Annotated in this window: 9 protein-coding genes; 1 reads left to right on the top strand and 8 read right to left on the bottom strand. The window is 71.3% G+C overall.

Annotated features, from left to right (window positions below; genetic code table 11):
• Positions 1-98: 98 nt before the first annotated feature.
• Positions 99-1730 carry an L-glutamate gamma-semialdehyde dehydrogenase gene (pruA, locus tag LG634_RS17625; protein WP_226734795.1) on the bottom strand — a complete coding sequence of 544 codons (1632 nt, stop codon included), beginning with the start codon at positions 1728-1730 and terminating at the stop codon, positions 99-101.
• A gap of 62 nt (positions 1731-1792) precedes the next feature.
• Positions 1793-2719 carry a proline dehydrogenase family protein gene (locus LG634_RS17620; RefSeq protein WP_226734794.1) on the bottom strand — a complete coding sequence of 309 codons (927 nt, stop codon included), beginning with the start codon at positions 2717-2719 and terminating at the stop codon, positions 1793-1795.
• Positions 2720-2923: 204 nt separating this feature from the next.
• Here LG634_RS17620 and LG634_RS17615 point away from each other — a divergent pair, with 204 nt between their 5' ends.
• Entirely contained in the window at positions 2924-4081 is a 1158-nt protein-coding gene (locus tag LG634_RS17615) for a PucR family transcriptional regulator (RefSeq protein WP_226734793.1), read from the top strand.
• Positions 4082-4481: 400 nt separating this feature from the next.
• Here LG634_RS17615 and serA read toward each other — a convergent pair whose 3' ends face one another.
• From serA to LG634_RS17585, 6 genes are all read right to left on the bottom strand, one after another.
• Positions 4482-6074: a phosphoglycerate dehydrogenase gene (gene serA, locus LG634_RS17610; RefSeq protein ID WP_226734792.1), complete on the bottom strand. Its 1593-nt coding sequence runs from the start codon at positions 6072-6074 to the stop codon at positions 4482-4484.
• Between the two features lie 249 nt (positions 6075-6323).
• Positions 6324-7325 (bottom strand): ketol-acid reductoisomerase, encoded by a 1002-nt coding sequence (ilvC, locus tag LG634_RS17605; protein WP_226734791.1) that lies wholly within the window; start codon positions 7323-7325, stop codon positions 6324-6326.
• A gap of 129 nt (positions 7326-7454) precedes the next feature.
• Complete coding sequence (gene ilvN, locus LG634_RS17600) at positions 7455-7979, bottom strand: acetolactate synthase small subunit (protein ID WP_226734790.1); 525 nt, start codon at positions 7977-7979, stop codon at positions 7455-7457.
• 29 nt (positions 7980-8008) lie between these two features.
• Positions 8009-9895, bottom strand: a complete 1887-nt coding sequence (locus LG634_RS17595) for an acetolactate synthase large subunit (protein WP_226734789.1) — start codon at positions 9893-9895, stop codon at positions 8009-8011.
• Between the two features lie 203 nt (positions 9896-10098).
• A complete protein-coding gene (locus tag LG634_RS17590) occupies positions 10099-12972 on the bottom strand; it encodes a putative bifunctional diguanylate cyclase/phosphodiesterase (protein WP_226734788.1) in 2874 nt (957 codons plus the stop codon).
• A 269-nt stretch (positions 12973-13241) separates the two neighbouring features.
• Positions 13242-14180 carry a 2-hydroxyacid dehydrogenase gene (locus tag LG634_RS17585; protein WP_226734787.1) on the bottom strand — a complete coding sequence of 313 codons (939 nt, stop codon included), beginning with the start codon at positions 14178-14180 and terminating at the stop codon, positions 13242-13244.
• Between the last annotated feature and the right edge of the window lie 12 nt (positions 14181-14192).

Here is a 14192-nt window from a genome sequence, read left to right as displayed (position 1 = left end):
CCGGACACGGGCCCGCAATGGAGACCGCCCCCGCTCCGGACTTGGGGGTACCGGAACGGGGGCGGGGTTCACAGGGGCCCGCGGCGGGCCCGTGGGCGTCAGCCCATGTGCGGGTAGCCGTACTCGGTCGGCGGGACCAGCGTCTCCTTGATGGAGCGGGTCGAGGTCCAGCGCAGCAGGTTGGACGCGGCACCGGCCTTGTCGTTGGTGCCGGAGGCGCGGCCGCCGCCGAAGGGCTGCTGGCCGACGACGGCGCCGGTCGACTTGTCGTTGATGTAGAAGTTGCCCGCGGCGAAGCGGAGCTTCTCCATCGTGTGCGCGGCCGCGTAGCGGTCGGCGGCGATGACCGAGCCGGTCAGGGCGTACGCCGAGACGGACTCCATCTGCTCCAGCATCTCGTCGTACTTCTCGTCCTCGTAGACGTACACGGCGAGGATCGGGCCGAAGTACTCGGTCGTGAAGACCTCGTTCTCCGGGTCGGTGCACGCGATGACGGTCGGGCGCACGAAGTAGCCCTCGGAGTCGTCGTACGTGCCGCCGGCGACGATCGTGCAGGTCGGGTCGGCCTTGGCGCGGTCGATCGCGGCCTTGTTCTTCGCGAACGACCGCTCGTCGATGACGGCGCCGATGAAGTTCGACAGGTCGGTGACCGGGCCCATGGTGATGCCGTCGACCTCGGCCGCGAACTGCTCCTTGAACCCGTCGTTCCAGATGGACGCCGGGACGTAGGCGCGCGAGGACGCCGAGCACTTCTGGCCCTGGAACTCGAAGGAGCCGCGGGTCAGGGCGGTCTTCAGGACGGCGCGGTCCGCGGACGGGTGCGCCACGACGAAGTCCTTGCCGCCGGTCTCGCCGACCAGGCGCGGGTAGGACTTGTACTTCTCGATGTTGTTGCCGACCGTCTTCCACAGGTACTGGAAGGTCTTGGTCGAGCCGGTGAAGTGGATGCCGGCCAGCTCCGGGTGCTCCAGGGCGACCTCGGAGACCGCGATGCCGTCGCCGGTGACCAGGTTGATGACGCCCTTGGGCAGGCCGGCCTCCTCCAGCAGCTCCATGAGCAGCACGGCGGCGTGGGTCTGCGTCGGGGACGGCTTCCACACGACGACGTTGCCCATCAGGGCCGGGGCGGTCGGCAGGTTGCCGGCGATGGCCGTGAAGTTGAACGGCGTGATCGCGTAGACGAAGCCCTCCAGCGGGCGGTGGTCGCTGCGGTTCCACACGCCGGCGGAGTTCGCCATCGGCTGCTCGGCCAGGATCTGGCGGGCGAAGTGCACGTTGAAGCGCCAGAAGTCGACAAGCTCGCACGGGGTGTCGATCTCGGCCTGCTGGGCGGTCTTCGACTGGCCGAGCATGGTGGAAGCGGCGAGCTTCTCGCGCCACGGGCCGGACAGCAGCTCGGCGGCGCGCAGGATGATCGCGGCGCGGTCGTCGAAGGACATCGAGCGCCAGGCCGGGGCGGCGGCCAGGGCGGCGTCGATGGCGTCCTGGGCGTCCTGCTGCGTGGCGTTCGCGTAGGTGCCGAGGACCGACTTGTGCGCGTGCGGCTGGACCACGTCGAAGCGGTCGCCGGCGCCCATGCGCTTCACGCCGCCGATGGTCATCGGCAGCTCGATCGGGTTCTCCGCCAGCTGCTTGAGCTGCGCTTCGAGCCGCGCGCGCTCCGGGCTGCCCGGGGCGTACGAGTGGACCGGCTCGTTGACCGGCGCGGGGACCTGGGTCACAGCGTCCATGAGGGGTGCAACTCCTTGATGAGGGGTGTTCTGCCGACCGGGGGTGGTGCTCGGCCCTGAAGCTAGTTCTTGGTGATCAAAGATCGGACGAAGAAGAGCAGATTCGCCGGCTTCTCGGCCAGACGGCGCATGAAGTAGCCGTACCAGTCGGTGCCGTACGCCGTGTAGACGCGCATCCGGTGGCCCTCGGCGGCGAGCCGGACGTGCTCCTCGCTGCGGATGCCGTACAGCATCTGGAACTCGTACTCGTCCAGCTTGCGGCCGGCCTTGCGGGCCAGCTCCTGGGTGATCGCGATCAGGCGCGGGTCGTGGGACCCGATCATCGGGTAGCCCTGGCCCTCCATGAGGATCTTCAGGATCCGTACGTACGCCTTGTCGATCTCGGCCTTGTCCTGGAACGCGACCTCGGCGGGCTCCTTGTACGCGCCCTTCACGATGCGGACGCGGCTGCCGTTGGCGGCGAGGCGGCGGGCGTCCTCCTCGGTGCGGAACAGGTAGGCCTGGATCACGCAGCCGGTCTGCGGGAAGTCCTTCCGCAGCTCCTCGTGGATGGCGAACATCGAGTCGAGGGTGGTGTGGTCCTCGGCGTCCAGGGTGACCGTGGTGCCGATGGCGGCGGCAGCCTCGACGACCGGGCGGACGTTCGCGAGGGCCAGCTCGTGGCCGCCCTCCAGCGCCTGGCCGAACATGGACAGCTTGACGGACATCTCGGCCCTGGTGCCCAGGCCCAGGTCCTTGAGGCGGTCGATGAGCTCCAGGTAGGCGTCCCGGGCGGCGTACGACTGCTCGACGGTCGTGATGTCCTCGCCGACCACGTCGAGGGTGACCTCGAGGCCCTTGCCGGTCAGCTCCGTGACGATCGGAATGACCTGACCGACGGTCTCGCCGGGGATGAACCGGTTCACCACGGGCTTGGTCACCGGGGCAGCAGAGACGATCTTGCGCATCTTGTCGCTGCGCGAAGCGGCGAGGATCACGGGACCCAGCACGGGGGCACCTCCAACGAGTGGCAGAAAAGCAGTGAAGAAAGCGCCACGAACGTCATCAAGATGAACGAATCATCTTTATCCCGTCGCGACACGGAGAACCACCGTGAAACCTAAGGATCGATCCGATCCTCTGCCATCGACAGCTGTCACGCATCCGTGGCCGCGATCTCAGACAGATGTCTGAGGGGGTGGGAGAATGCCGGAGTGAAAGGCGATTACCAGGACCTGGTCGACGAGATCTCGGCGCTGCTGGGCGCGCCCGCGACCCTGGAGAACCGCGACTTCCGGCTGATCGCCTTCGGGGCCCACGACAGCGACGGCGAGACCGGCGAGCTGGCCCTGGACCCGGTCCGGACCCGCTCGATCATGACCCGGCAGTCCACCGCGGCCGTCCGCAGCTGGTTCGAGGGCTTCGGCATCGCGCGGGCCACGGGACCGGTGCGCATCCCGGCGGCCCCGGACGCCGGGGTCTACCGCGGTCGGATCTGCCTGCCGGTACGGCACCGGGGCATCGTGCAGGGGTACGTGTGGCTGCTGGACAGCGAGCCGGGCCCGGCGCCGGGACAGCTGGACGCGGCGATGGAGGTGGCCGCGCGGATCGGGGTCCTGATGGCCGGCGAGGCCCAGGCGGGGGCCGACCTGTCGCGCGAGTTCCGGGCGGTGCTGACCGCGGACCGCGGCTGGCAGCGGGACATGGCGGTGACCGCGCTGCGGGCCGCGCTCGGCGAGGGCGCCGACGGGCTGCACACGGTCGTGTGCGCGGGTCCGTGGCGCACGGAGCCCCCGCAGTCGGTGCCGGGGACGGCGGCGGTGTGCCTGGCGCCGTGGCAGCCGGAGGGCGCGCAGGCGCTGGCGGTGCTGGTCCGGCTGCGCTCGGCGGACGCCCCCGCGCCGGCCGCCACGGCGGCGGCCCGGCTGCTGGGTGACGGCGGCGGCACGGAGCCGGCCCGCACCTGCGGGATCGCCACGCCCCGCCGGGGCCTGGCCGACCTGGGGTCCGCCTGGGCCGAGGCCGCGGCGGCGGCCCGCGCGGCGGCGGCCCAGCCGCGGCTGGGGCCGGTGGCGCACTGGTCGGACATCGGGCCGTACCGGATGCTGGCGGCCCTGCCGGCGGAGCGGGCCGGGGATCCGGCGACGCGGGTGCTGCTCTCGCCCGCGCATGCCGAACTCGCCCGTACGGCGGAGGTGTTCCTCGACTGTGCCGGGCAGGCGGGCCGGGCGGCGGCGGCCCTGGGCATCCACCGCCAGACGCTCTACTACCGCCTGTCCCGCGTGGAGCAGCTCACCGGCCTGGACCTGGCCGAAGGCGAGGACCGCCTCCTCCTCCACATGTCCCTGAAAACGTCCCGCCTGTCCCCCTGACGAACGCCGCCGACGGACCGGACCGGGCCTTTCCGGCCCCGCCGGACCCTCCGGCCCGGCCAGACCGCTTCACGCCCCATCGGCACTCGATGCGAACCGGGGCCAACTCCAGCCCCGCCGGCGCTTGAGGCGCGGGGGCCAACTCCAGCCCCGCCGGCGTTTGAGGCGCGGGGGCCCGGGGGCGGAGCCCCCGACACCCCGGACCCTGCGGGGCCATTCCCCCACCCCGCCCCTTCCCGAACCGGGGCTTCGCCCCAGACCCCGCGCCTCAAACTCCCCCAGCCCCAGGGGGCTGGGGGGTACCCCCTGGCGAGGCTGAAAGGCGCCGGCGAGGCCGGGCAGGGGGCACGATCCAGCCCGTCCGGCGATTGAGGACCGGGGGCGGGGCGGAGTCCCGGGATCAGCCGGTCAGGTTGACCGAGCGGGCCGAGGCCGCGCCGATCTCGACCGAGATCTCCGTCAGCACGGCCGCCGGCACGGTGTCGTCCACCGTCAGAACGGCGAGCGCCTCCCCGTGCTCCTCGGCCCGCGCCACCTGCATGCCCGCGATGTTCAGACCGGCCTCGCCGAGGATCCGCCCGACCGTGCCGACGACACCCGGCCGGTCCGCGTACCGCAGCACGACCATGTGGTCGGCGAGCGCCAGGTCCACGTCGTACTCACCGACGCCGACGATCTTCTGAAGGTGCTTCGGCCCGACGAGCGTGCCGGATACCGCCACTTCCTGACCGTCCGACAGCGTGCCCCGCACCGTCACCACGTTGCGGTGGTCCGGCGACTCCGAGCTGGTGGTCAGCCGGACCTCGACGCCGCGCTCCTGCGCGAACAGCGGGGCGTTCACGTACGACACCGTCTCGTCGACGACGTCCTGGAACACGCCCTTGAGCGCGGAGAGTTCGAGCACCTTCACATCGTGCTGGGTGATCTCGCCGCAGACCTCGACGTCGAGCCGGACCGCGACCTCGCCCGCGAGGGCGGTGAAGATCCGGCCCAGCTTCTCGGCGAGCGGCAGCCCCGGCCGTACGTCCTCGGCGATGACCCCGCCCTGCACGTTGACCGCGTCCGGCACCAGCTCGCCGGCCAGCGCGAGCCGCACCGACTTGGCGACGGCGATGCCCGCCTTCTCCTGGGCCTCGTCCGTGGACGCGCCGAGGTGCGGCGTGCAGACGACCTGGTCGAGCTCGAACAGCGGGGAGTCCGTGCACGGCTCCTTCGCGTACACGTCGAGGCCCGCGCCGGCGACCCGGCCCTCCTTGAGCGCCGAGTAGAGCGCGGCCTCGTCCACGATCCCGCCGCGCGCGGCGTTGACGATGCGGACGCTCGGCTTGACCTTGTGCAGGGCCTCGTCGCCGATGAGCCCGAGGGTCTCGGGGGTCTTGGGCAGGTGCACCGTGATGAAGTCGGCGACCTCCAGCAGCTCGTCCAGCGAGAGCATCTTGACGCCCATCTGGGCGGCGCGCGCGGGCTGCACGTACGGGTCGTACGCGACGATCTTCATGCCGAAGGCGGACATCCGCTGGGCGACCAGGACGCCGATGCGGCCGAGGCCGACGACGCCGAGGGTCTTCTCGCTCAGCTCGACGCCCGTGTACTTGTTCCGCTTCCACTCGCCGTTCTTCAGCGCGGTGTTGGCCTGCGGGATGTTGCGCGCGGTGGCGACGAGGAGGCCGCAGGCGAGTTCGGCGGCGGTGACGATGTTGGAGGTCGGCGCGTTGACGACCATCACGCCGGCCTTGGTGGCGGCGGAGACGTCGACGTTGTCCAGACCGACGCCGGCGCGGGCGACGACCTTCAGCTTCTTCGCCGCGGCGATGGCCTCGGCGTCGACCTTGGTGGCCGAGCGGACCAGGATCGCGTCGACGTCGGTGATCGCGGGCAGCAGCTCCGCGCGGTCGGCTCCGTTGCAGTGCCGGATCTCGAAGTCCGGGCCGAGCGCCTCGACGGTGGCGGGCGACAGCTCTTCGGCGATGAGTACGACAGGTTTCGAGCTCACGTGGGTCCTCACGATTCCAGTGCGGACGGCCGTCCCGACGGCCGCAGGCGGTGGAGGGGGTAGCCGCGTGGAAGACGCACGACACTGTGGGCCTGACGCGTATGTGTTGAGCAGTGTAGTGGCGCGGGGGCGGCGGTTTTCCGCCTCCCCGGAAGGATCACCCGTCCGGGGTTGGCCGGGGTGGACAAGCGGGGGCCGGCCGGATGCGCGCGGGGGCCGGGACCGCAGTCCCGGCCCCCGCGCCGGAGATCAGCTCTCCTCGGAGTCGACCCAGCTCATCAGCTTGCGCAGCTTCTTGCCGGTGGTCTCCAGCAGGTGCTCCGAGTCGGCCTTCTTGTACTCGTTGTACTTCGGCAGACCGGCCTTGTACTCGGCCATCCAGGTGTTGGCGAACTCGCCGCTCTGGATCTCCGCGAGGACCTTCTTCATCTCGGCCTTGGTGGCGTCGGTGATGACGCGCGGGCCGGTGATGTAGTCGCCCCACTCGGCGGTCTCGGAGACCGACCAGCGCATCTTCTCCAGGCCGCCCTCGTACATGAGGTCGACGATGAGCTTCAGCTCGTGCAGGCACTCGAAGTACGCGATCTCCGGCTGGTAGCCGGCCTCGGTCAGGGTCTCGAAGCCGGCCTTGACAAGAGCCGACGCTCCGCCGCAGAGGACGGCCTGCTCACCGAACAGGTCGGTCTCGGTCTCCTCGGTGAAGGTGGTCTTGATGACGCCGGCGCGGGTGCCGCCGATGCCGGCCGCGTACGAGAGGGCGAGCTGGAAGGCGCTGCCGGTGAAGTCCTGCTCCACGGCGGCGATGCACGGAACGCCGCGGCCCTCCTCGTACTGGCGGCGGACCAGGTGGCCCGGGCCCTTCGGGGCGACGAGGGCGACGTCCACGTTGGCCGGGGGCTTGATGAAGCCGTAGCGGACGTTGAAGCCGTGGCCGAAGAAGAGCGCGTCGCCCTCCTCGAGGTGCTCCTTGACGGACTCCTCGTAGATCTCGGCCTGGAGCGGGTCCGGGGTGAGGATCATGATGACGTTCGCCCACGCGGCGGCCTCGGCCACCGGCACGACCTTCAGGCCCTGCTCCTCGGCCTTGGCCTTGGACTTCGAGCCCTCCTTCAGGCCGACGACGACGTCGACGCCGGAGTCACGGAGCGACAGCGCGTGGGCGTGGCCCTGGCTGCCGTAGCCGATGACCGCGACCTTGCGGCCCTGGATGATGGACAGGTCGGCGTCGTTCTCGTAGAACAGCTCGGCCACTGGGATATCTCCTTGGTGCGCTGGTGTTGCTCCCACCGTACGGCGGGGGACGGAAGTGACGACTTGCGGTCTCGGTATACGAGCGGTGGCCGGTCAAGCGCGCGGGGCGCGCCGGAGGCCGGCGACCGGTCAGGCGCTGCGGTCGAGCGCCCGCAGGCTGCGGTCGGTGATGGACCGTCCGCCACGCCCTATGGCGATGGTGCCGGACTGGACGAGCTCCTTGATGCCGAACGGCTCCAGCATCTTGAGCATGGCCTCCAGCTTGTCTGCGCCGCCGGTGGCCTCGATGGTGACGGCCTCCGGGGAGACGTCGACGGTCTTGGCGCGGAACAGCTTGACGATCTCGACGATCTGCGAGCGGGTCTCGTTGTCGGCGCGGACCTTCACCAGGACGAGTTCGCGCTGGATGGCGGAGGCCGGCTCCAGCTCGACGATCTTGAGCACGTTGACCAGCTTGTTGAGCTGCTTGGTCACCTGCTCCAGCGGCAGGTCCTCGACGTTCACGACGATCGTGATGCGCGAGATGTCGGGGTGTTCGGTGACGCCGACCGCGAGGGAGTCGATGTTGAACCCGCGGCGGGAGAACAGGGCGGCGATCCGGGCCAGGATGCCGGGCGTGTTCTCGACCAGGACGGAGAGCGTGTGCTTGGACATGTGAGTCGGTCTCTCTCTGCGCTCTGCGCTCAGTCGTCTTCGTTGTCGCCGAAGTCGGGGCGGACCCCGCGGGCGGCCATGACCTCGTCGTTGGAGGTGCCGGCGGCGACCATCGGCCACACCATGGCGTCCTCGTGGACGATGAAGTCGATGACGACCGGGCGGTCGTTGATGGCGTTGGCCTCGGCGATGACCTTGTCCAGATCGGCCGGGTCCTCGCAGCGCAGGGCGACGCAGCCCATGGCCTCGGACAGCTTGACGAAGTCCGGGACGCGGGTGCCCTTGCGGGGGGCGGTGGACTCGCCGAGCTGGGAGCCGACGGTGCCGTGGCCGGTCTCGTCCGCGTGCAGAACGGTGTTGGAGTACCGCTGGTTGTAGAACAGGGTCTGCCACTGGCGGACCATGCCCAGCGCACCGTTGTTGATGATCGCGACCTTGATCGGGATGTTGTTCAGTGCGCAGGTGACGAGTTCCTGGTTCGTCATCTGGAAGCAGCCGTCGCCGTCGATCGCCCAGACGGTGCGCTCCGGCATGCCGACCTTGGCGCCCATCGCGGCCGGGACCGCGTAGCCCATGGTGCCCGCGCCGCCGGAGTTCAGCCAGGTGCGGGGCTCTTCGTAGTCGACGAAGTGGGAGGCCCACATCTGGTGCTGGCCGACGCCGGCCGCGTAGATGGTGTGCTCCGGGGCCAGCTGTCCGATCCGCTCGATGACCTGCTGAGGCGAGAGCATGCCGTCCTCGGGCAGGTCGTAGCCGAGCGGGTAGGTCTCGCGCCAGCGGTTGAGGTCGTTCCACCAGGCGGTGTAGTCGCCGGTGTGGCCCTCGTTGTGCTCGGCCTGGACGGCCTGGACCAGGTCGGCGATGACCTCGCGGGCGTCGCCGACGATCGGGACGTCCACGGCGCGGTTCTTGCCGATCTCGGCGGGGTCGATGTCCGCGTGGATGACCTTGGCGTGCGGGGCGAAGCTGTCGAGCTTGCCGGTGACGCGGTCGTCGAAGCGGGTGCCGAGCGCGATCAGCAGGTCGGCCTTCTGGAGGGCGGTGACGGCCGTGACCGCGCCGTGCATGCCCGGCATGCCGACGTGCTGCGGGTGGCTGTCGGGGAACGAGCCCAGGGCCATCAGGGTGGTGGAGACCGGGACGCCGGTCAGCTCCGCCAGGACCCTCAGCTCGGCGGTCGCGCCGGACTTCATGACGCCGCCGCCGACGTACAGGACGGGGCGCTTGGACTGGACGATCAGCTTCGCGGCCTCGCGGATCTGCTTGGCGTGCGGCTTGGTGACCGGCCGGTAGCCGGGCAGGTCCTGGACCGGCGGCCAGCTGAAGGTGGTCCGGGCCTGGAGGGCGTCCTTGGCGATGTCGACGAGGACCGGGCCGGGGCGGCCGGTGGAGGCGATGTGGAAGGCCTCCGCGATCGTCCGCGGGATGTCCTCGGCCTTGGTGACCAGGAAGTTGTGCTTGGTGATCGGCATCGTGATGCCGACGATGTCCGCCTCCTGGAAGGCGTCGGTGCCGATGGCCTTCGACGAGACCTGGCCGGTGATGGCGACGAGCGGGACGGAGTCCATGTGCGCGTCGGCGATCGGGGTGACCAGGTTGGTGGCGCCCGGGCCGGAGGTGGCCATGCAGACGCCGACCTTGCCGGTGGCCTGCGCATAGCCGGTGGCGGCGTGGCCGGCCCCCTGCTCGTGGCGGACCAGGATGTGGCGGACCTTGCTCGAGTCCATCATCGGGTCGTACGCGGGGAGGATCGCGCCGCCGGGAATGCCGAAGACGGTGTCGCACCCCACCTCTTCGAGAGAACGGATGAGGGACTGCGCACCCGTGACGTGCTCGATCGCAGCGGTCTGCTGTCCTCCGGTACGGGCCCGCGGCTGCGGATGGTGGGCCCCGGTGGCCTGCTCGGTCATCGGCATTCTCTTCTCGAAGCTGAGGGTTTTAGCGAGGTTTCGGTTTTGCCAGAGCAACAAAAAACCCCTCGTGCCGGCAGGCAAGCGAGGGGAGCGCGTCGGGTTCGATCTGCGGGGTCGTGACTGACCCGGCTTCAGCCGACGCGCTTTCCAAGTACGAGAATTCGGGTGCGCATGGCACTGACCCTCCCTCCGGCGGGAGGTCGGTGTCAAGTGGGTGGGATGGACGTCTCATTATTTGAGCCCCTACGGCCCCCCAATGAACCGCCTGCCAGAACCGCCATGGCGTTTCCTCCAGGTACTGGGAACGTACCGCGCGCGAGCGCGCGCCGCAGCCGGTACTCGTCGAGCGGGCCGGAAAACGCCATGCCCTGGCCGTGCGTGCAGCCCATCGCGCGCAGGGCCGTCACCTGTTCGGGGAGGTCCACTCCGTCGGCCACGGACTGCATGCCCAGGTCATTTGCAATGCGCAACAGACCGGCCGTGATCTTGTGCAGTCTGGCCGATTCCACGACCCCTTCGACCAGACCCCGGTCGATCTTCAAGGTGTCCACGGGGAGCCTTCGCAGGGCGCTGATGGCCGCGTAGCCGCTCCCGAAGCCGTCCAGGGCGATCCGTACGCCGAGCCGCCGCAGGGCCGCCAGACGGCGCTCCAGCTCGTCGAAGGGCACCCTGGGGTCGCTGACGGCGAGCTCCAGCACCAGGGACCCGGCGGGCAGACCGTGCCGGGCCAGCAGCGCCTCCACGGAGTCCTGCGGACCCTGGTCGAGCAGCCGGTGCGCGGAGATCCGTACGGCCACGGGCACGCCCCGGCCGGCCCGGTGCCGCTCCGCGGCCTGGGCCACGGCCTCGTCGAGCAGCCGGCGGGCCAGCTCCTCCGCACGGGTGGCGCCGGCGGCCGGCGCCCCGCGGCCGCCGCCGTGGTCCGGGCCGTCGACGGCCCGGAGCAGCTCGGCGGGGGTGAACAGGATCCCCTGGGCGGAGCGCCAGCGGGCCTGCGCGGCCACGGCGGTGACGGCACCGCCGGCGAGGGCGACCACGGGCTGGTGCAGCAGGGTGAAGTCGCCCTCGCGGACGGCCGTGCGCAGCCGCCCGGTGGCCTCGGCCCGGCGGACCACCTCGGACTGCATCTGGGGGGCGTACATCTCCACCCGGTCCTTGCCTCCGGCCTTGGCCCGGTACATCGCGAGGTCCGCGTTGCGCATCAGGTCCGAGGGGGTGATGCCGGGGTCCGCGAAGGCGACGCCGATGCTGGCCGCGACCCGGACCTCGCTGCCGGCGATGCGGTACGGCCGGGAGAGGGTGGCGCGCAGCCGTTCGGCGATCTCGCGGACGAGGTGTTCACGGGCCGAGCGGTCGCGGCTGCCGTCGCCGAGGATCAGGGCGGCGAACTCGTCGCCGCCGAGGCGGGCCGCGGTGTCCCCGGCCCGCACCGCCTCCTGGAGCCGGCGGGCGGCCTCGACGAGGAGTTCGTCGCCGCCCTGGTGGCCGATGGTGTCGTTGACCGCTTTGAAGCCGTCGAGGTCGATGAAGAGCACGGCGCTGCTGTGGTCCCCGGCCCGGCGGCCGCCGAGGGCGTTGCGGACCCGGCGGGTGAACAGGGCCCGGTTGGGCAGGTCGGTGAGCGGGTCGTGCTCGGCGCTGTGCTGGAGCTGAGCCTGGAGGCGGACCCGCTCGGTGACGTCCCGGCTGTTGAGGATCAGCCCGCCCTGGTGCCGGTTGACGGTGGACTCGACGTTGAGCCAGTCCCCGGCGCCGGAGGCGAAGCGGCACTCGATCCGGGTGGTGGGCTCCTCGGCGGGCGGGGCGGCCAGGAAGCGGCGCACCTCGTGCACCACCCGGCCCAGGTCGTCCGGGTGGATCAGGGCGGCCAGCTCGGTGCCCTCCAGCTCCTCGGCCCGGCGGCCGTAGACCCCGGCGGCGGCGGGGCTGACGTAGTTCAGCACGCCGCTCGGCGCGGCGATCATGATGACGTCGCTGGAGCCCTGGACCAGGGACCGGAAGTGGTTCTCCTTCTGGGCCAGCTCGGCGGTGAGGGCCAGGTTGTCGAGCAGCATGATGCCCTGGCGGACCACCAGCGCCAGGACCACGGTGCAGCCGGTGAACACGACGACCCGGTCGACCCGGCGGCCTTCGACCACGTTGTACAGGATCCCGAGGGTGCAGACCGCTGCCGCGAGGTACGGGGTGAGCGCGGCCAGCGAGCCGGCGAGGGGGCGGCTGTGCGGGCGCGGGGCCGGTGGCCGGGCGGGCCGCGCGGGCTCGGGCGGCCCGTACATCCGGCGGGCCCCCCAGGGCGCGTACGCGAGGAGCAGCGAGCCGGCGAACCAGCCGGCGTCGAGGAGCTGCCCGGACTGGTAGCTGGCGCGCAGCAGCGGCGAGGTGAACAGGGCGTCGCTGAGGACGGTCAGGGCGAGGGCGGCGACGGCGGTGTTGACCGCGGAGCGGTTGCCGGCGGTGCGCCGGAAGTGGAGCACCAGGACGATCGAGACGAGGGCGATGTCCAGCAGCGGGTAGGCGAGCGAGAGGGCCGCCCGGGGGACGCTGCCGGTGCCGTCGGAGGAGACCGTCTCGGTGGTGTGGGCGAGTGCGAGGCTCCAGGAGAGCGTGAGCAGCGAACCGCCGATCAGCCAGGAGTCGAGGGCCAGGCAGACCCAGCCGGCCCGGTGCACCGGGCGTTTGGCGAGGACGAGGAGGCCGACGATGGCGGGCGGGGCGAAGCAGAGGAAGAAGAAGTCGGCGAGCGAGGGCTCGGGCACCGGGCGGCCGAGCACGACCTCGTACCAGCCCCAGACGGCGTTGCCGCAGGCGCCCATGAGGGAGGAGAAGGCGAAGAGCAGCCATGCGGGCCGCTCGCGGCTCGCATGGCTGCGTGCGTACGAATAGCAGGCGACGGCGGCGAGGAGGCCCGCGGCGCTCAGTCCGAAGTCGCCCATGAAGAGGGCGACTTCCTCCGATCCCCAGCCGAGGGCGGCGCCGACGGCGTATCCGCCGCACACCACGGCGAGGAGGAGCTGAGCGGCAAGGCCCCGGCCGCCGCCGGAGACCTGCTGCCGGGTCAGGAGCGCCCCGGGGGCACTCACCGGGGCTCCCTGGCTGAAACCGGCGCCTCCAGGCGCCGCCTGCGGCGCCCTCGCCGCCTCGGATTCTTCGTCCATTGGCCGTGCATCGCCCGTCGCCCCCCAAAGTGTCCGATCACTCCCCAGCGCCGTACGTTCGCGGCGCAGCCCCTTGTTCCGGACGATACACCAGTTTCGTCACTCAGGGACATAGTGCCTCTACGCTGCGTGACCAGGGCGGATATACGGACACGGAGTGCGCACGTTCCGCTCCGGAGCGTGCACAAGCGGACTCATTCCGTGATCAAAACGGTGTTGTCCACAGGCTCGCCGGCGGCGAAGCGGGTCAGCTGGCGGGCGAGCAGGCGCTTGGCGCGCGGCATGAACGCGGAGGTGCTGCCGCCGACATGCGGCGTGATCAGGACACCCGGGGCGTGCCAGAGCGGATGGCCCGCGGGCAGCGGTTCCGGGTCCGTGACGTCGAGCGCGGCGCGCAGCCGGCCCGTCTCCAGTTCGGCGAGGAGCGCCTTGGTGTCGACGACCGGGCCGCGGGCCACGTTCACGAGCAGCGCCCCGTCCTTCATGCGGGCCAGGAAGGCGGCGTCCGCCAGGCCCCGGGTCTGCTCGGTGAGCGGGGTGGAGAGGATCACGACGTCGGCGGCGGGCAGCAGGGCCGGCAGGTCGGCCAGCGGGTGCACCGGGCCGTGGGCGGCGGTGCGGGCCGTGCGGGCGACGCGGGTGATCCGGGCGCATTCGAAGGGGGCGAGGCGGTCCTCGATGGCGGCGCCGATGGAGCCGTAGCCGACGATCAGGACGGACTTGTCGGCGAGGGCCGGGTAGAAGCCGTCCCGCCACTCCTCGCGGTCCTGGCCGCGGACGAAGCCGGGGACGCCGCGCAGCGAGGACAGCACCAGGGCCAGGGTCAGCTCGGCGGTGCTGGCCTCGTGGACGCCGCGGGCGTTGCACAGCCGGACGCCCGGGCGCAGCAGGCCCAGGCCCGGCTGCACGTGGTCGATCCCCGCGGAGAGGGTCTGGACGACCTCGACGCCGGCCATGCCGGCCAGCGGCCGGGTCGCGACCTCGGGGCCCTTCATGTACGGGACCACGTAGTACGCGCAGTCCGCGGGGTCGGCGGGGAATTCCGGGCCGCCGTTCCAGAAGCGGTAGTGCAGGCCCTCGGGGAGGCCTTCGATCTCGTCGGCCGCTATCGGCAGCCACACGTCTTTCGTCATGCCAGGAGGCTA

The sequence above is a fragment of the Streptomyces bambusae genome, from assembly GCF_020532645.1.
GTDB lineage: Bacteria > Actinomycetota > Actinomycetes > Streptomycetales > Streptomycetaceae > Streptomyces > Streptomyces bambusae.
Note: the sequence above shows the minus strand (reverse complement) of the source record. Positions and strands in the feature narration are given on the sequence as shown.